Genomic DNA, 16,209 nt, shown 5'->3' on the forward strand with positions numbered 1-16,209 from the left:
CCCGAGATCAGGACGATCAGGGCAGGCGGGAAAGTTGTTCATCGGCTGCCCGGACGGCAGCGACGAAGGCGTTCATGAGGTCCGGGCTCTTGATGCCTTTGGACACCTCGACGCCGGAACTCACGTCAACGGCCCAGGGCCGCACGCACGTGATGCCATCGATCACGTTTGCAGGCGTGAGTCCACCAGACAAAACGAGGCGAGAGCTGGCGTTTAGAAGCGGATGTGACCAAGGGAATGCTGTCCAGTCGAAGGATTGACCCCCACCGCCGTAGCCTTCGACGTGGGCGTCGAGCAGGATGGCTTGGGCTGCCAAGAAGTCAGACGCGTATTTTAGAAGATCAAAGCCATGCCCGGCGGGGCCTGCGGGTATGCGCGCGGCGCGCATGAAGGGACGGCCTGCGGCCAGGCAGTCGGCGGGCGATTCGTCGCCGTGGAACTGGAGCAGGGCGTTGGGAACCGCTTCGCAGGCACGCTGGATGTATTCCGGGCTGGCGTTGACGAACAGCAGCACCGGCGTCACGAAGGCGGGCAGGCCGCGCACCAGCACACCAGCGCGTTCGGGCGTGACGTGGCGTGGGCTTTTTTCGTACAGCACGAAGCCCACGGCGTCCGCCCCGGCGCGGGCGGCCACATCCACATCAGCCTCACGGGTGAGGCCGCAGATCTTGATGCGGGTGCGGTGAGGATTCATGGCAACCAGTCGAAGGTGGGCGTGCGTTCGGGCAAGCCCCACACCGGATCGTAGACCGGACCGAGGAAGTACAGGCCGTCCGGGGAAAAGGTGGGGGCGGCCACATCGCGGCTGCGGGCCAGCAGCACCTCGGTCATCCATTCGGGCGGACGGCTGCCGATGCCGATGGCGATCAGGCAGCCCATGATGTTGCGGATCATGTGGTGCAGAAAGGCCGAGGCTTCGAACTCGAAGCGCCAGTAGGCGCCACGGCGCGTGACCTCTGCGCGCATGAGGTGCTTGACCGGCGAATGGGCCTGGCACTGGGCGGCGCGGAAGGAGGTGAAGTCGTGCTCGCCCACCAACATCTGCGCCGCCTGCACCATGGGCTCCAGAGCCAACGGGCGAAATACCCAGCCCACCTGGCCGGCATCCACGCTCGGGCGCACGGGGGATTCGAGCACCACATACGCATAGCGGCGCGAGCGCGCGCTACCACGAGCATGAAAGCTCTTGTCGACATTGCGCGCCCACTGGATTGCAATGTCGGGGGGCAAAAAGCGGTTGGTGCCCCGAACCCAGGCGTTTTCGTCTCGATCCAGCGGGGTGTCGAAGTGCACCACCTGCATGAGGCCATGCACTCCAGAGTCGGTGCGGCCGGCGCACAAGGTCTTGATGGGGTCGACAGCGCCGAAGCGGGTGAGGGCCTGTTCCAGTTTGTCCTGCACGGTTCGCCCCCCCAGCTGGCTCTGCCAGCCTTCGTAGGCCCGGCCGTTGTAGCTCACACCCAAGGCGATGCGAGTCATGTCAGGCCGGGGATTCTGTGAGGTCTGTCGCTGGTCCGAAGGATTCGGTTCCTGGTTGGCCGTGTGGTTCAAGCCAGATCGGCCAGGAAGGTGCCGGCTTTGGTCTTGAGTGAGCCAGAGGCCTCTGCAAGCACTTCTTCGGCCAATGATCGCGCACCTTCGAAGTCACCAATCGCACGGAATTCCTCGGCCAACGAGAGCTTGGTCTCCAGTGGGTTTTCCTGGCCGGGCACGTCGTTGGACGCCGAGTCGGCCTCCTCTGGCGTGTCCAGGTCGAGACTGAGGTTGTTCAAATCGAAGGTCATCAACTCTGGCGCTGCAGCCGGAGCCACTTGCGCGGCAACTGGGGCGTCGGGCATGTCCAGGTCCAGGCCGAAGTCTGGCGCTTCTTCACTCAAGTCGAAGGTCGGCGCATTTTCAGCTGCCACCAAAGGTTCATTAGGCGCCGGTGCGGCTGCCATCGAGGTGGTTTGCAGGTGGGCGGGTTGCGACGGGAAGTCCAGGTCAAAGTCCATCGACATGGACGAAGGGCCCGCAACGTCGGCCGTCTGACTGGTCAATGCGTCGGTGGCTTGCAGATCTCCCATGTCCGACATCACAGGTTCACGTGATGGACTGGGGGCTGCTGCCACGGAATACCCGTCAACAGGAGAGTCGTCGAGCGAGAAATCAAGGTCCAGATCCAGATCGCCCAAGCCGGCGGCAGCGGCAGCGCCCGATGTCGCTGCAACGGTGCTGCTGGCGAAGGGCATGGTGTTGGGGCCAGCACCTGCATAGCTCTCTACGGCACCGGTCTTGGATACCGGCTTGCCACCGGGCTGGTACAGCGGGTTGCTGGGGTCCAACTCCTTGCCCAATTCACAGGCTCTATCCCATTCAGGACCCTGTCCTTGGGTCAGGCCGAACGCTTCGGTTGCCACCACTTCGAAGGCTCTGGCGTCGCGCCGCTTGGCATAGATCTCCAGCAGCTTGTTGTGAATGGCCACACGGGTCGGCGTGCTGCGCATTGCTTCCTTGAGAATTTCTTCAGCCTGCAGATCGCGTCCGTAAGCCAGGTACACGTCCGCTTCGGCCACGGGGTCCACATCGCCCGCCGCATCAAGCTGGCTGGGTGAATAAACCATGGACGAACCCGAGGCTACAGACTCGGCGGTGTCGATTCGCTGCCCACCGCTGGACCCGAAGAACGAGTCGGGTTGCAACCGGCTTTCCAGGAACGAGCTGTCGACGCTGGAGCCACCCCTGCGCTTGCGCATGCGGTAGATGCCGAAGCCAGCCAGTAGAGCCAGAAGGCCGCCGGCCAACGGCAGTACCAATGGGTTGTCCCTCAATTGGTCAATGAACGAGGGTTCGTCTGCCAATGGCGCTGGTGCCGGAGCAGGAACCTGAACAGCGGCTGGAACTGGAGCTGGAGCCGCAGCGGGTGCCGGTGGAGGGGCAGGTACATCGGCCGCTGCCACCGGCGCTGCGGGAGGGGTCGCTGGTGCTGCTGTGTCGGGCGCCGGCGTTGAGGCCGTTACCGGCGGGCTGGCAGGCGCCGGCGCGGGTGCAGCGGGTGCAGCGGGTGTAGCGGGTGTAGCCGGTGCAGTGGCTGCAGGACCGGGCGTGCCGAGTTTGGACAGTTCTTCGATGTTGCGCGAGAGTTCCGCCACGCGAGTCGAGGCTTCCTTGGCCTGGCGATCCTTGGCGATCTTTTCTTCACTGGCGGTTTGCGCTGGCGTGGCACCTTTGGACAGCGTGAGCTTGTCGGCCGCAGGTGCTGCAGGTGCTGCGTCTTTCACTTCAGTCTGCACGCGTCCCGCCGCCTGGCGATCCGCAACACCCACTTCGGCTTCCGGAGCTGCGCCCGCCAGGCGTCTGCGGAAATCGTTGAAATCACGGCTTTGTGCCGTGATCGTCTGGCGTGCCTCGCTCGCGCTCACCGAACCGGCCTGCTCGGCGGTTGGGAGATCGACCACGGCACCGGCCCTTATCCGGTTGACGTTGCCGCCAATGAATGCATTCGGGCTGGAGCGAAGCATGGCCACGAGCATCTGGTCCAACGACACGTTGGCAGGTCGGTTGGCCGCTGCGATGCGGCCCGCCGTGTCACCTGGCTGCACGCGAACTTGCCCGCCCCCCCCAGTACCAGCGGGCGCAACGCTGGGAGCTTGTGCGGCACGTTGGGGTTGCACAGGCGCAGCCGGTGCGGGGGATGCAGGACGGCTCACGGAAGGTGCCGGTGCGGCCTGCGCCACAGGCGGCATCGGCGCGCTGGGTACGGTTGGCTGGGCGCGCGTGGAAGTGGGCGGTGAACTCACACCGGGTGCCACAGGCGCGATCTGCGGCGCCGGGCGCAGGTTGGGTGGATCAAAGAGGAGGGTGTAGTCGCGGACGATCCGACCCGATGCCCAGTTGGCTTCCACGACCAAATCCACGAAAGGCTCGTTGACCGGGCGTGGACTGGTCAAACGAAGAAACGAGCGACCATCGGCTCGTTTTTGCAGCGAAATCTGCAACCCGGTCAAGGCTGCGTTCATTTCCATCCCGGAGCTGCGAAATGTCTCCGCCGAAGCCAGCCCCACCCGAAGGCTGGCTGCCTCTTCGGCATTGATGTCCGGTACGTCGATCTCAGCTCTCAGAGGTTCGCCGAGAGCAGATTGCACGACCACTCGACCCAGCGCCAGCGCTTGAGCGGCACCGTGGTGCGTGAGCGTGGCACACAGCAAGGCGGCCGCGGCGACTGCTTGCAAGCCACCAAACCCGGTGATTTGTCGCACCTGGCGCGCCGATTGAAATGGGGTAGGGCGGGGTTTGAATGGCACTTGGACCTCGAAGGAAAAAACCTAATTTTGACCTTAACATCAACAGATTACGGTGACAAGCTGAGAATCCGCTTGAGTTTCCCAGCTCACCGCTCGTCGTGTTTGGCGCTTGAATTTACGTTGCTGACTTGCAACGAATCATTTCCGCCGTTTCCAGGCCGTGCCACCCCTGGCGTTTGGCCTGATGGGTCTTCAGGCGTCCAGCAGGATGCGCAGCATGCGGCGCAGCGGCTCGGCGGCGCCCCACAGCAACTGGTCACCAATGGTGAACGCGCCCAGGTAGTCGGGACCCATTGCCAGCTTGCGGATGCGTCCGACCGGAATCGTCATGGTGCCGGTGACGGCCACAGGCGTCAGGTCCTTGACGGTCGCTTCACGGGTATTGGGCACGACTTTGACCCAGGCGTTGTCGGCCGCGATCATGGCTTCGATGTCTGCCACAGGCACGTCCTTGCGGAGCTTGAAAGTGAGCGCCTGACTGTGACAGCGCATCGCACCAACACGCACACAGAAGCCATCCACCGGGATGGCGGGCGCACTGAAGCCTTCGCCCATGCCGAGGATCTTGTTGGTCTCGGCCATGCCCTTCCACTCTTCCTTGGACATGCCATTGCCGAGATCCTTGTCGATCCACGGAATCAGCGAACCGCCCAGCGGGACGCCGAAGTTGGCTGTTTCGGCGCCGGTCAGTGCGCGTTGTCTGGCGATCACCTTGCGGTCGATTTCCAGGATGGCGCTCTTGGGGTCGTCCAGCAAGGCTTTGACTTCGGCGTTGAGCGTGCCGTATTGCGTGAGCAGTTCACGCATGTGCTGAGCACCGCCGCCCGACGCCGCCTGGTAGGTCTGCGTGCTCATCCACTCGACCAGACCGGCCTTGTACAGCGCGCCCACGCCCATGAGCATGCAGCTAACGGTGCAGTTGCCACCCACCCAGTTCTTGCCGCCATTGCTCAAGGCGGACTTGATCACGGGCAGGTTGACAGGGTCCAGAATGATGACCGCGTCCTTGTCCATGCGCAGGGTGGAAGCGGCGTCGATCCAGTGGCCGTTCCAGCCCGCAGCGCGCAGCTTGGGGAAGACTTCACTGGTGTAGTCACCGCCTTGGGCGGTGATGATGATGTCGCAGCGCTTGAGGGCGGCGATGTCGTGCGCGTCCTGCAGCGTGGTTTCGTTCTTCGCCATCGCCGGGGCCTTGCCGCCCGCATTGGATGTGGAGAAAAACAGCGGTTCGATCAGGTCGAAGTCGCTTTCCGCGACCATGCGGTCCATCAGCACGGAACCGACCATGCCGCGCCATCCAACGAGTCCTACGAGTTTCATGTCAACGCCCTTTCAAAGTTGAAAAACCTTTTGAGCCCCGGCTCGTCGTGCCGGGGAGGGGCGTGACGAACCGGAGCTGGATCAGCCCTTGGTAATCGTTTTGGTGATGGCCGCCACGACCGCGTCACCCATGTCGCGGGTGCTGACTTTCGTGGTGCCTTCCGACCAGATGTCGGTCGTGCGCAAGCCAGACGCGAGCACGCCGCTGACCGCACGTTCAATGCGATCGGCAGCAGCGGGCTGGTTGAGTGAGAAACGGAGCATCATGGCGGCGGACAGTATTGTAGCCAGCGGATTGGCAATGCCCTTGCCGGCGATGTCGGGTGCACTGCCGTGGCTGGGTTCGTACAGGCCCTGGTTCTTCGTGTTCAGCGAGGCCGAGGGCAGCATGCCGATGGAGCCGGTCAGCATGGACGCCTCATCGGACAGGATGTCGCCGAACATGTTTCCGGTGACCACCACGTCGAATTTCTTGGGTGCGCGCACCAGTTGCATGGCCGCGTTGTCCACGTACATGTGTTCCAGTTCCACGTCCGGGTACTCGGTGTGCACCTCGGTCACCACGTCTTTCCAGAACTGGAAGGTTTCCAGCACGTTGGCCTTGTCGACGCTGGTGACCTTCTTGTTGCGCTTGCGAGCCGCCTGGAAGGCCACGTGCGCGATGCGCACGATTTCCGGCTTGCTGTAGCGCATGGTGTCGAAGGCTTCTTCGGCGCCGGGGAAATGGCCGTCGGTGGCCACGCGCCTGCCGCGTGGTTGTCCAAAGTAGATGTCACCGGTGAGCTCGCGGATGATGAGGATGTCCAGGCCCGAGATGATTTCGGGCTTGAGGCTGGAGGCGCCCACCAGCTCGGGGTAACAGATGGCGGGGCGAAAGTTGGCGAACAGGCCCATGTGCTTGCGCAAACCCAGGATGGCCTGCTCGGGTCGCAGCGGACGGTCGAGTTTGTCGTATTTCCAGTCGCCCACGGCGCCGAACAGCACGGCGTCGGCGTCCATGGCCAGCCTCAAGGTGGATTCAGGCAACGGGTGGCCGTGCGCCTCGTAGGCGGCGCCACCGACCAGAGCCGTTTCCATCTGAAACGGGAGATCAAGGACGGCAAGCACCTTGACGGCTTCGGCGACGATTTCGGTGCCGATGCCGTCACCGGGAAGAACTGCGATTTTCATGGGTTGGAAGTGGTTCACCCCGGCGCTGCGCCGGCGTGTTGTCTGTGGTTGGGTCAGACGGGCATCGTGTGGGCGAGCCAAGGCTTTGTGGCCAGACGCTCGGCTTCAAAAGCGGCGATCTTGTCCTTGTAGCGCAGGGTCAGGCCGATGTCGTCCAGTCCGTTGATCAGACAGAACTTGCGAAACGCCTGCACTTCAAACGGCAGCTCTTCGCCCTGTGGCTTAACGATCACCTGGCGTTCCAGGTCGATGGTGAGCTCGTAGCCCGGGAATGCCGCCACCTCGTCAAACAACTGAGCCACCTGGGCTTCGGGCAACTGGATTGGCAGCAGTCCGTTTTTGAAGCAGTTGTTGAAAAAAATGTCGGCGTAGCTGGGTGCAATGAGCGCACGAAAGCCGTATTGCTCGATGGCCCATGGCGCATGTTCCCGACTGGAGCCACAACCGAAATTCTTGCGCGCCAGCAGCACCGACGCACCCGCGTAGCGCGGCTGGTTGAGCACGAAGTCGGGGTTGGGCTTGCGACTGGCCGGGTCCTGTCCCGGCTCACCCTTGTCGAGGTACCGCCACTCGTCAAACAGGTTCTCGCCAAAGCCGGTTTTGCGGATCGACTTCAGAAACTGCTTTGGGATGATGGCGTCGGTGTCGACGTTCTCACGGTCCATCGGGGCGACCAGCCCCTTGTGCACTTGAAAAGCTCTCATCTCATTTCTTGGCAGCGCCTTCAAGCACCTGCCCGCCTTTCTGGATGTCTTGCCCGATGCCTTGAACGGTGTTGCAACCCGTCAGAACGAACACGCAGGCGGCGGCGAGGATGGCGACGATGGATTTCATGGGAGCTTCCTTTCAGGCAAATTGACGGACATCAACAAAATGACCATGCACAGCCGCAGCGGCCGCCATGGCTGGGGAGACCAGGTGTGTGCGACCGCCGGCGCCTTGGCGCCCTTCGAAGTTGCGGTTGCTGGTGGAGGCGCAGCGCTCGCCCGGCTCCAGCCGGTCGGCGTTCATGGCCAGGCACATCGAACAGCCGGGTTCGCGCCACTCGAAGCCGGCGGCCTTGAATATCTCGTGCAGGCCTTCGCGCTCGGCTTGCGCTTTTACCAAGCCGGAGCCGGGCACCACCAACGCGAGCTTCACGTTCCTGGCCACTTTCTGGCCGAGCTTTTTGACCACGGCTGCGGCTTCCCGCATGTCTTCGATCCGGCTGTTGGTGCAGGAGCCGATGAAGACCTTGTCGACGAAGATGTCGTCGAGCGCCTTACCGGGTTGCAGCCCCATGTAGGTCAGGGCGCGTTCGATGGCGCCGCGCTTGTTGGCATCTTTTTCGCGGTCGGGATCGGGCACGTTGCCGTCGATGCCCAGCACCATCTCGGGTGATGTGCCCCAGGTCACCTGCGGCACGATTTGCGAGGCGTCGAGTTCGACCACGGCGTCGAACTTCGCGTCGACGTCGGACTGCAGCGTCTTCCAGTAGGCCACCGCGTGGTCCCATTCCATCCCGGTGGGCGAGAGCGGGCGGCCTTTGACGTAGTCGATGGTCTTGTCGTCCACCGCCACCAGGCCGGCGCGCGCGCCGCCTTCGATGGCCATGTTGCAGACCGTCATGCGGCCTTCGACGCTGAGCGCACGGATGGCTGAGCCGCCGAATTCGATGGTGTAACCGGTGCCGCCGGCGGTGCCGATCTTGCCGATGATGGCCAGCACGATGTCCTTTGCGGTGCAGCCCTTGGCGAGCTGACCGTCCACGCGCACCAGCATGTTTTTTGCCTTCTTGGCCAGCAGGGTCTGCGTGGCGAGCACGTGCTCCACCTCGCTGGTGCCGATGCCGTGGGCCAGCGCGCCGAACGCGCCGTGGGTGGAGGTGTGGCTGTCGCCGCAGACCACCGTCATGCCGGGCAGGGTGGCGCCGTTTTCAGGACCGATCACGTGCACGATGCCCTGGCGTTTGGACATGAAGGGGAAAAACGCCGCAGCGCCGAACTCGGCGATGTTGCTGTCCAGCGTGGTGATCTGTTCCTTGCTGATCGGGTCGGTGATGCCGTCGTAACCCAGTTCCCAGCCGGTGGTGGGTGTGTTGTGGTCGGCGGTGGCGACCACCGAGCTCACGCGCCAGACCTTGCGACCAGCCTGACGCAGTCCTTCAAACGCCTGCGGGCTGGTGACTTCGTGCACCAGGTGGCGGTCGATGTAGAGCACGGAGGTGCCGTCGTCTTCGGTGTGGACGACGTGTTCGTCCCAGATCTTGTCGTAGAGCGTGCGTGGCATGGCGTTGGCTTTTTGCGAAGGGTTGATTTTATGCGGCTTGGCGGGTGGATTCTGCAGTCAGGTGGTCGACGAACAGCCGCGCGGTGGCGGGCAGGCTGGAGAAGTCGCGGGCCACCAGCACCAGCTGGCGCTGGGCCCAGGGATCGGTCAGCGGAAGTGCCTGTAGCGCGCCGCCCGTGTGCAGCAGGTCGAAGGCGCGCCCGGGCATCACCCCTACGCCGAGGCCATTGGTGATCATTCGGCACATGGCATCCAGCCCGGTCACGCGGATGCGCACGCGCACGGTGGCGCCGGACTGGATGGCTGCCTGGTGCGTGATCAGGTGGATGGAGCTGTTGGCGTGCAGGCCCACATGGTCGAAGGGCAGGGATGCCTCGAACGCCACCGGACCGCCGTCGGCCAGCGCATGCCCTCGCGGTACCACCAGCACCAGGCTGTCCCGCCGGTAGGGAAGGCTCTGCAGGCCGCCAGTTCCCATCGCGCCGTTGCACAGGCCCAGGTCGGTCGCGCCCTCCTGCACAGCGCGCAGCACCTCGGGGCTGAGGTGCTCCTCCAGATCGACCTTGACCTGCGGGTGGCGGCGGGTAAAGGCGCCCAGGTCTTCGGGCAGGAATTGCACGATGGCCGAGATGCTGGCATGCACCCGCACATGACCCCGCACGCCGTCCGCGTACTCGGCCAGTTCGACCTGCATTTTCTCCAGCCCGAACAGCACGGCGCGCGCGTGGTGCAGCAACCCTTCACCCGCTGGCGTGAGGCGCACGCCTCGCGTGTGCCGGTCCAGCAGGGTGGTGCCCAGCACCGCTTCGAGGTCTGACAGGCGTTTGCTGATGGCCGAAGCCGCGATGAACTCCCGCTCGGCCGCGCGGCCGATGCTGCCCAGCTCGCACACGGCCACGAAGAGCTGCAGCGAGGTGAGATCGATCTGGCGGGCAAAGTTGCGTTCGGACAGCATGGGGTTTTGACTTCTCATTCGGAGAGGTCGGCTGCGAATTTTCCCTCAGATAGACGTGTATTGACATCTCGAACTGCGATGACCGAGCTGCCGCATGACGAAGGCGTGGACACAAAAAAGGCCCACTCGGTGGCGGGCCTTTTTTTATTGGGCGCTGGCCGGTCAGCGGCTGGCCAGGGGCTTGATGTCGCGACGCGGCGAGCCAGTGAACAACTGGCGCGGGCGGCCGATCTTGTACTCCGGGTCACCGATCATTTCGTTGAGCTGGGCAATCCAGCCCACCGTGCGGGCCAGCGCGAAGATGCCGGTGAACAGGTTCACCGGGATGCCGATGGCGCGCTGCACGATGCCGGAGTAGAAGTCCACGTTCGGGTAGAGCTTGCGCGAGACGAAGTACTCGTCTTCCAGGGCGATCTTCTCGAGTTCCTTGGCGAGCTTGAACAGGGGGTCGTTTTCCAGGCCGAGCTCTTGCAGAACTTCGTTGCAGGTTTCCTGCATGAGCTTGGCGCGCGGGTCGTAGTTCTTGTACACGCGGTGGCCAAAGCCCATGAGCTTGACGCCGGAGTTCTTGTCCTTGACCTTCTCCATGAATTCGCCGACCTTGGACACGCCGCCCTGGCGCTGGATGTCTTCCAGCATGTTCAGGCAGGCTTCGTTGGCACCGCCGTGGGCAGGGCCCCACAGGCAGGCGACGCCGGCTGCGATGGCTGCAAACGGGTTGGTGCCCGACGAGCCGCACAGACGCACGGTGGAAGTGGACGCGTTCTGCTCGTGATCTGCGTGCAGGATGAAGATGCGGTCGAGGGCGCGCTCAAGCACCGGGTTGACCACGTACTCTTCGCAAGGCGTGCCGAACATCATGCGCAGGAAGTTGCCCGAGTAGCTCAGGTCGTTCTTCGGGTACATGTAAGGCTGGCCGATACCGTACTTGTACGACATGGCCACCAGCGTCGGCATCTTGGCGATCAGGCGGATGGCTGCGATCTCGCGGTGCTTCGGATTGTTGATGTCGGTGCTGTCGTGGTAAAAGGCCGAGAGTCCGCCGACCAGCCCCGTGAGCACGGCCATGGGGTGGGCGTCACGGCGGAAACCGCGCAGGAAAAACTGCATCTGCTCGTTCACCATGGTGTGGTTGATCACGAGCTTGTGGAAAGCCTTGCGCTCCTGCTCGTTGGGCAGTTCGCCGTTGAGCAGCAGGTGGCAGGTGTCGAGGTAATCGCACTGGGTGGCGAGCTGTTCGATGGGGTAGCCGCGGTACAGCAGTTCGCCCTTGTCGCCATCGATGTAGGTGATGGCCGACTGGCAGGATGCCGTTGACAGAAAGCCCGGGTCATAAGTGAACATGCCCGTCTGCGCGTACAGCTTGCGGATGTCCACGACATCCGGGCCAATGCTGCCGGCGTACACGGGCAGGTCGACGCTGGGGCTGCCGTTGGAGAACGACAGGGTGGCTTTGTTGTCTACGAGTTTCATGCAGGTTCCTCGGATGATGGGAGAGGTCGCGGGCCGCGCAGCAGTGCAAGCACCTGCGTCACGTCCGCGCGTTCGAGATCGCCCTGAAGGGGCTTTCGGCCGAGCAGCAGATCCAGCAGGTCGTTGTCGGACAAGTCCATCAAGGCCCCGAGTGCATCGGCTTGGCGCACGGTTAAGCCAGATTCATGCCTGGCGAAGAATCGCTCGATGAACAGATCGTTCTCGAGCAGGCCACGGCGACACCGCCAGCGCAGTTTGCTCAGCGCGCGCTCGTCCAGCAAAGGATCGTGCAGGTCGGTGTCGGTCATGGGGTCGGGGCGCGCGCTCAGACCGAGCGCATCACCATCATTTCCTTGATCTTGCCGATGGCCTTCGTGGGGTTCAAACCCTTGGGGCAGACGTCGACGCAGTTCATGATGGTGTGGCAGCGGAACAGGCGGTACGGGTCTTCGAGGTTGTCCAGCCGCTCGGCCGTGCCCTGGTCGCGGCTGTCGGCGATGAAGCGGTAGGCCTGCAGCAGGCCGGCCGGGCCGACGAACTTGTCCGGGTTCCACCAGAAGCTGGGGCAGCTCGTGGAGCAACTCGCGCACAGGATGCACTCGTACAGGCCGTTGAGCTCGTCGCGTTCTTCGGGGCTCTGCAGGCGTTCCTTTTCAGGCGGCACGGTGTCGTTGATCAGGTACGGCTTGATGCTGTTGTACTGCTTGAAGAACAGCGTCATGTCCACGATCAGGTCGCGCACCACGGGCAGGCCGGGCAGCGGCTTGAGCGTGATCACGCCGGGCAGCGTGTTCATGTTGGTCAGGCAGGCCAGACCGTTCTTGCCGTTGATGTTCATTGCGTCCGAGCCACACACGCCTTCGCGGCAGGAGCGGCGGAACGAGATGGAGGGATCCACCGCTTTCAGCTTCATCAGTGCGTCCAGCAGCATGCGTTCGTGGCCGTCGAGTTCCACCTCGATGGTCTGCATGTAGGGTTTGGCGTCCTTTTCGGGGTCGTAGCGGTAGATCTTGAAGGTGCGTTTGGCCATGAGGTTGCTCCAGTGCGTGGGTGCTTAGAAGGTGCGAACCTTGGGCGGGACGGATTCAACCGTCAGCGGCTTCAAGTTCACGGCCTTGTAGGTCAGGCTGTTGTCGGCGCTGTGCCAGAGCGTGTGCTTCATCCACTCGGCGTCGTTGCGGCCCAGCGGGAACTGCGCGTCGTCGGCGGGGCGCTCGTAATCGTTGACCGTGTGGGCGCCGCGGCATTCGTGGCGGGCGGCGGCCGAGGTCATGGTGGCCTGGGCGCACTCGATCAGGTTTTCCACTTCCAGCGCTTCGATGCGCGCGGTGTTGAACACCTTGGACTTGTCCTTGAGTCCGATGCTGTTGACGCGGGCACGCATGGCGTTGATCTTGGCAACGCCTTCGTCCATGCTGGCCTGGGTGCGGAACACGCCGGCGTGTTGCTGCATGGCGGCGCGCAGGTCGTTGGCCACGTCTTGCGCGTATTCACCGTCGGTCGCGTTGTCCAGTCGGGCCAGACGCGCCAGGGTCTTGTCGGCGGCATCGGCCGGCAGCGGCTTGTGCGTCTTGTTCTTGTCGTTGAACTGCACGATGTGGTTGCCAGCCGCGCGTCCGAAGACCAGCAGGTCCAGCAGCGAGTTGGTGCCCAGGCGGTTGGCTCCGTGCACGCTCACGCAGGAGCATTCGCCCACGGCGTAGAGGCCGTTGACGACTTGCTGGTTGCCCTGGCCGTCGGGGGTGACGACCTGGCCATTGATGTTGGTCGGGATGCCACCCATCTGGTAGTGGATGGTGGGCACCACGGGAATCGGTTCGCGCGTGATGTCCACGTTGGCGAAGTTCACGCCGATCTCGTACACCGAGGGCAGGCGCTTGTGAATGGTCTCCGCGCCCAGGTGGTCGAGCTTGAGCAGCACGTAGTCCTTGTTCGGACCACAGCCGCGGCCTTCCTTGATCTCCTGGTCCATGCAGCGGCTGACGAAGTCGCGCGGGGCCAGGTCTTTCAGCGTGGGCGCATAGCGCTCCATGAATCGCTCGCCTTCGCTGTTGAGCAGAATCGCGCCTTCGCCACGGCAGCCTTCGGTCAGCAGCACGCCGGCTCCGGCCACGCCGGTGGGGTGGAACTGCCAGAACTCCATGTCTTCCAGCGGGATGCCGGCGCGTGCCGCCATGCCCAGGCCGTCGCCGGTGTTGATGAAGGCGTTGGTGGAGGCCGCGAAGATGCGGCCCGCGCCGCCGGTGGCCAGCAGCGTGGTCTTGGCTTCCAGCACGTAGGTTTCGCCGGTCTCCATTTCCAGCGCGGTCACGCCAAGCACGTCGCCGCTGGCGTCGCGGATCAGGTCCAGCGCCATCCATTCAACAAAGAAGGTGGTGCGCGCCTGCACGTTTTGCTGGTAGAGCGTGTGCAGCATGGCGTGACCGGTGCGGTCGGCCGCAGCACAGGCGCGTTGCACCGGCTTCTCACCGTAGTTGGCCGTGTGGCCACCAAACGGACGCTGGTAGATCGTGCCGTCGGGGTTGCGGTCGAACGGCATGCCGAAGTGTTCCAGTTCGTACACGACCTTGGGCGCTTCGCGGCACATGAACTCGATCGCATCCTGGTCGCCGAGCCAGTCGGAACCCTTGATGGTGTCGTAGAAGTGGTAGTGCCAGTTGTCCTCGTTCATGTTGCCCAGCGAGGCGCCGATGCCGCCTTGCGCAGCCACCGTGTGCGAGCGGGTCGGAAACACCTTGGAGAGCACGGCCACCTTGAGGCCGGCGCGCGCCAGCTGCAGCGAGGCACGCATGCCGGAGCCGCCAGCGCCGACGATGACGACGTCGAACTGACGCTTGGGGAGATTTGCGGTTGCGGTCATTGCTTCAGAGCCTCCAGAGAACTTGAACAGCCCAGCCCAGGCAGGACAGGAGCCAAACCATGGTGAACACGTGCAACACCAGGCGGATGCCGGCGGGCTTGACGTAGTCCATCCAGATGTCCCGCATGCCGACCCACACGTGGTAGGTCAGGGCGAGGAAGACGGCGAAGGTCAGCGCCTTCATCCACTGGGCGGCGAAGATGCCGGCCCAGCCCTCGTAGCCCAGCGGGCCACTGGTGAACAGCACCTGCACCAGCAGGATCAGGGTGAACACCGCCATGATCGCGGCGGTGATGCGCTGGGCGAGCCAGTCGCGCAGGCCGTAGTGGGCGCCGGTGACGACGCGTTTGGAACCGTAATTGACAGACATCTTGTGGGGTCCTTGTGTGGGTTCGCGGGATCAGTACAGGCCGAACAGCTTGGCGCCGAGCAGCACGGTCAGGCCGATGCTGACCACCAGCGTGAAGATGGCGGAGGACTTGCCGAACTCCTTGGTGACGGCGTGGCGCGCGTCCATGTAGAGGTGGCGAACGCCGGCAATCAGGTGGTGCAGGTAGGCCCAGATCAGTGCCAGCACCACGAGCTTGAAGAACCACCCCGGCACGAAGCCCAGGCCCGCCGAGAAGGCTGCGCTGAAGCGGTCGAAGGAAATCTCTGAGGACACCGAGGTGTCGAACAGCCAGACGATCAAGGGCAACAGGATGAACATCAGGCCACCGCTGGCGCGGTGCAGGATCGAGACCCAGCCCGCGGGCGGCAGGCGGTAGGTGGTGAGATCCTTGAATGCGTTGATGTTGCGGAACTCGGGCCGCTTTTTGGTCAACTCGGTCATGGTGGGGACTTTCTTGCGCAGAGGGGATGCGGGGTAGGGATGTCGGTGGTGTAACGCGTTGGTAACCGAAACCACCGAGTGGCAAATTCTATTGCAATGCACCAATGGTCAGGCTGACAGCCAATGCAGGCGCGGGGCTATCAAGGACGTAGCAGCGCACGCTTCAGCTGAGTTCATTGCGGTAGTGACGGGCATCGGTGCGGTACAGGCCGCGACGCAACTCCATCGGAGTGTCGTTGTAGGTGAAGGCCAGGCGCTCGACGCTGAGCAGCGGAGAGCCTTCGGCCACGCCGAGCAGGCCCGCGCTCTCGCCGTCCGCGGCAACGGCCTTGATCTTCTCGACCGCACGCACCATGCGCACGCCGAACTGGGCTTCAAACAGGGCGTACATCGGCCCCTTGTCGTCCGACAGGGTCTCGATGGTCAGGCCCTTGAACGGCACGCCGGGCAGCCAGAGGTCTTCGAGGATGGCGGGCACCTGGGCAAAGGTGAGCACGCGCTTGACCTGCAGCACCGGGTCGCCGGTGCGCAAGGCAAGCTGGCGCGCCACCTCGGCGGGCGCGCGCAGGCGGCGGCATTCGATGATGCGGCGCTCTGCGGGGCCCTGGTCTTCCAGCGATCCGGTGTCGGGCAGCAGGCGCAAGAAACGGTACTGGATGTGCTGCTCGGAGTGCGTGGCAACAAAGGTGCCTTTGCCCTGGCGGCGCACCAGCAGGTTGTCGGTGGCAAGCTCGTCGATGGCCTTGCGCACCGTGCCCTGGCTCACCTTGTAGCGGGCCGCCAGGTCGAATTCGCTCGGGATCATGTCGCCGGGCTTCCACTCGCTGGCCTGCAGGCTGCGCAGGATGAGCGTCTTGATCTGCTGGTAGAGCGGGCTGAACGCCGGCGCGGAGTGTTCAAACGCGCCAACGTCGGCTGCCGTGCGGCCGTCGTTCGGTGTGGCGTCTGGGATGCTGATGGGGGTCGTGGCCATGATTTTGGGCGCGCCAGGTGGGCGCGCACGGAGGTCGAATCATATCTTATATAAGACATAAGACAAATTGACGTA

16 protein-coding genes are annotated in these 16,209 nt (G+C 63.8%); all 16 read right to left on the minus strand.

The window, feature by feature from the left end:
- Positions 1–16: 16 nt before the first annotated feature.
- The gene (locus F9Z44_RS06575; RefSeq protein WP_159604581.1) at positions 17–694 is read right to left on the minus strand and encodes a phosphoribosylanthranilate isomerase; all 678 of its coding nucleotides are present in this window, start codon (positions 692–694) and stop codon (positions 17–19) included.
- Entirely contained in the window at positions 691–1,479 is a 789-nt protein-coding gene (truA, locus tag F9Z44_RS06580; RefSeq protein WP_159604583.1) for a tRNA pseudouridine(38-40) synthase TruA, read from the minus strand. The genes F9Z44_RS06575 and truA overlap by 4 nt, the downstream gene beginning before the upstream one ends.
- A 68-nt stretch (positions 1,480–1,547) precedes the next feature.
- The gene (locus F9Z44_RS06585; RefSeq protein ID WP_236574282.1) at positions 1,548–4,211 is read right to left on the minus strand and encodes a FimV/HubP family polar landmark protein; all 2,664 of its coding nucleotides are present in this window, start codon (positions 4,209–4,211) and stop codon (positions 1,548–1,550) included.
- Positions 4,212–4,475: 264 nt separating this feature from the next.
- On the minus strand, positions 4,476–5,603 hold the full coding sequence (gene asd, locus F9Z44_RS06590) for an aspartate-semialdehyde dehydrogenase (RefSeq protein ID WP_159604585.1): 1,128 nt from the start codon (positions 5,601–5,603) through the stop codon (positions 4,476–4,478).
- A gap of 81 nt (positions 5,604–5,684) precedes the next feature.
- Positions 5,685–6,773 carry a 3-isopropylmalate dehydrogenase gene (leuB, locus tag F9Z44_RS06595; RefSeq protein WP_159604587.1) on the minus strand — a complete coding sequence of 363 codons (1,089 nt, stop codon included), beginning with the start codon at positions 6,771–6,773 and terminating at the stop codon, positions 5,685–5,687.
- A gap of 53 nt (positions 6,774–6,826) precedes the next feature.
- On the minus strand, positions 6,827–7,477 hold the full coding sequence (leuD, locus tag F9Z44_RS06600) for a 3-isopropylmalate dehydratase small subunit (protein WP_159604589.1): 651 nt from the start codon (positions 7,475–7,477) through the stop codon (positions 6,827–6,829).
- Between the two features lies 1 nt (position 7,478).
- Positions 7,479–7,607, minus strand: coding sequence for an entericidin A/B family lipoprotein (locus F9Z44_RS06605; protein ID WP_159604591.1), 129 nt, complete (start codon positions 7,605–7,607; stop codon positions 7,479–7,481).
- A gap of 12 nt (positions 7,608–7,619) precedes the next feature.
- Entirely contained in the window at positions 7,620–9,041 is a 1,422-nt protein-coding gene (gene leuC, locus F9Z44_RS06610) for a 3-isopropylmalate dehydratase large subunit (protein ID WP_159604593.1), read from the minus strand.
- 28 nt (positions 9,042–9,069) lie between these two features.
- Positions 9,070–9,996, minus strand: a complete 927-nt coding sequence (locus tag F9Z44_RS06615) for a LysR family transcriptional regulator (RefSeq protein WP_442907261.1) — start codon at positions 9,994–9,996, stop codon at positions 9,070–9,072.
- A 162-nt stretch (positions 9,997–10,158) separates the two neighbouring features.
- Complete coding sequence (locus F9Z44_RS06620; protein ID WP_159604597.1) at positions 10,159–11,469, minus strand: citrate synthase; 1,311 nt, start codon at positions 11,467–11,469, stop codon at positions 10,159–10,161.
- Positions 11,466–11,777 carry an FAD assembly factor SdhE gene (locus tag F9Z44_RS06625; protein WP_159604598.1) on the minus strand — a complete coding sequence of 104 codons (312 nt, stop codon included), beginning with the start codon at positions 11,775–11,777 and terminating at the stop codon, positions 11,466–11,468. Before F9Z44_RS06625 ends, F9Z44_RS06620 begins: the two co-directional genes overlap by 4 nt.
- Before the next feature lie 17 nt (positions 11,778–11,794).
- A complete protein-coding gene (locus tag F9Z44_RS06630) occupies positions 11,795–12,499 on the minus strand; it encodes a succinate dehydrogenase iron-sulfur subunit (RefSeq protein ID WP_056271468.1) in 705 nt (234 codons plus the stop codon).
- 24 nt (positions 12,500–12,523) lie between these two features.
- A complete protein-coding gene (gene sdhA, locus F9Z44_RS06635; protein ID WP_159604599.1) occupies positions 12,524–14,329 on the minus strand; it encodes a succinate dehydrogenase flavoprotein subunit in 1,806 nt (601 codons plus the stop codon).
- Between the two features lie 4 nt (positions 14,330–14,333).
- Entirely contained in the window at positions 14,334–14,699 is a 366-nt protein-coding gene (gene sdhD, locus F9Z44_RS06640; protein WP_159604600.1) for a succinate dehydrogenase, hydrophobic membrane anchor protein, read from the minus strand.
- Between the two features lie 30 nt (positions 14,700–14,729).
- Positions 14,730–15,161 carry a succinate dehydrogenase, cytochrome b556 subunit gene (gene sdhC / locus F9Z44_RS06645; protein ID WP_159604601.1) on the minus strand — a complete coding sequence of 144 codons (432 nt, stop codon included), beginning with the start codon at positions 15,159–15,161 and terminating at the stop codon, positions 14,730–14,732.
- A 163-nt stretch (positions 15,162–15,324) separates the two neighbouring features.
- Positions 15,325–16,134, minus strand: coding sequence for a GntR family transcriptional regulator (locus F9Z44_RS06650; protein ID WP_159604602.1), 810 nt, complete (start codon positions 16,132–16,134; stop codon positions 15,325–15,327).
- Positions 16,135–16,209 lie beyond the last annotated feature (75 nt).

Source organism: Hydrogenophaga sp. PBL-H3 (genome assembly GCF_010104355.1).
In the GTDB taxonomy this organism is placed as follows: domain Bacteria; phylum Pseudomonadota; class Gammaproteobacteria; order Burkholderiales; family Burkholderiaceae_C; genus Hydrogenophaga.

Coding starts and splice junctions, on each gene's coding strand:
- sdhA (WP_159604599.1), bottom strand. CDS start 14,329: ATGACCGCAACCGCAAATCTCCCCAAGCGTCAGTTCGACGTCGTCATC.
- F9Z44_RS06575 (WP_159604581.1), bottom strand. CDS start 694: ATGAATCCTCACCGCACCCGCATCAAGATCTGCGGCCTCACCCGTGAG.
- sdhD (WP_159604600.1), bottom strand. CDS start 14,699: ATGTCTGTCAATTACGGTTCCAAACGCGTCGTCACCGGCGCCCACTAC.
- sdhC (WP_159604601.1), bottom strand. CDS start 15,161: ATGACCGAGTTGACCAAAAAGCGGCCCGAGTTCCGCAACATCAACGCA.
- leuC (WP_159604593.1), bottom strand. CDS start 9,041: ATGCCACGCACGCTCTACGACAAGATCTGGGACGAACACGTCGTCCAC.
- asd (WP_159604585.1), bottom strand. CDS start 5,603: ATGAAACTCGTAGGACTCGTTGGATGGCGCGGCATGGTCGGTTCCGTG.
- F9Z44_RS06650 (WP_159604602.1), bottom strand. CDS start 16,134: ATGGCCACGACCCCCATCAGCATCCCAGACGCCACACCGAACGACGGC.
- F9Z44_RS06630 (WP_056271468.1), bottom strand. CDS start 12,499: ATGGCCAAACGCACCTTCAAGATCTACCGCTACGACCCCGAAAAGGAC.
- leuB (WP_159604587.1), bottom strand. CDS start 6,773: ATGAAAATCGCAGTTCTTCCCGGTGACGGCATCGGCACCGAAATCGTC.
- F9Z44_RS06615 (WP_442907261.1), bottom strand. CDS start 9,996: ATGCTGTCCGAACGCAACTTTGCCCGCCAGATCGATCTCACCTCGCTG.
- F9Z44_RS06605 (WP_159604591.1), bottom strand. CDS start 7,607: ATGAAATCCATCGTCGCCATCCTCGCCGCCGCCTGCGTGTTCGTTCTG.
- truA (WP_159604583.1), bottom strand. CDS start 1,479: ATGACTCGCATCGCCTTGGGTGTGAGCTACAACGGCCGGGCCTACGAA.
- leuD (WP_159604589.1), bottom strand. CDS start 7,477: ATGAGAGCTTTTCAAGTGCACAAGGGGCTGGTCGCCCCGATGGACCGT.
- F9Z44_RS06620 (WP_159604597.1), bottom strand. CDS start 11,469: ATGAAACTCGTAGACAACAAAGCCACCCTGTCGTTCTCCAACGGCAGC.
- F9Z44_RS06625 (WP_159604598.1), bottom strand. CDS start 11,777: ATGACCGACACCGACCTGCACGATCCTTTGCTGGACGAGCGCGCGCTG.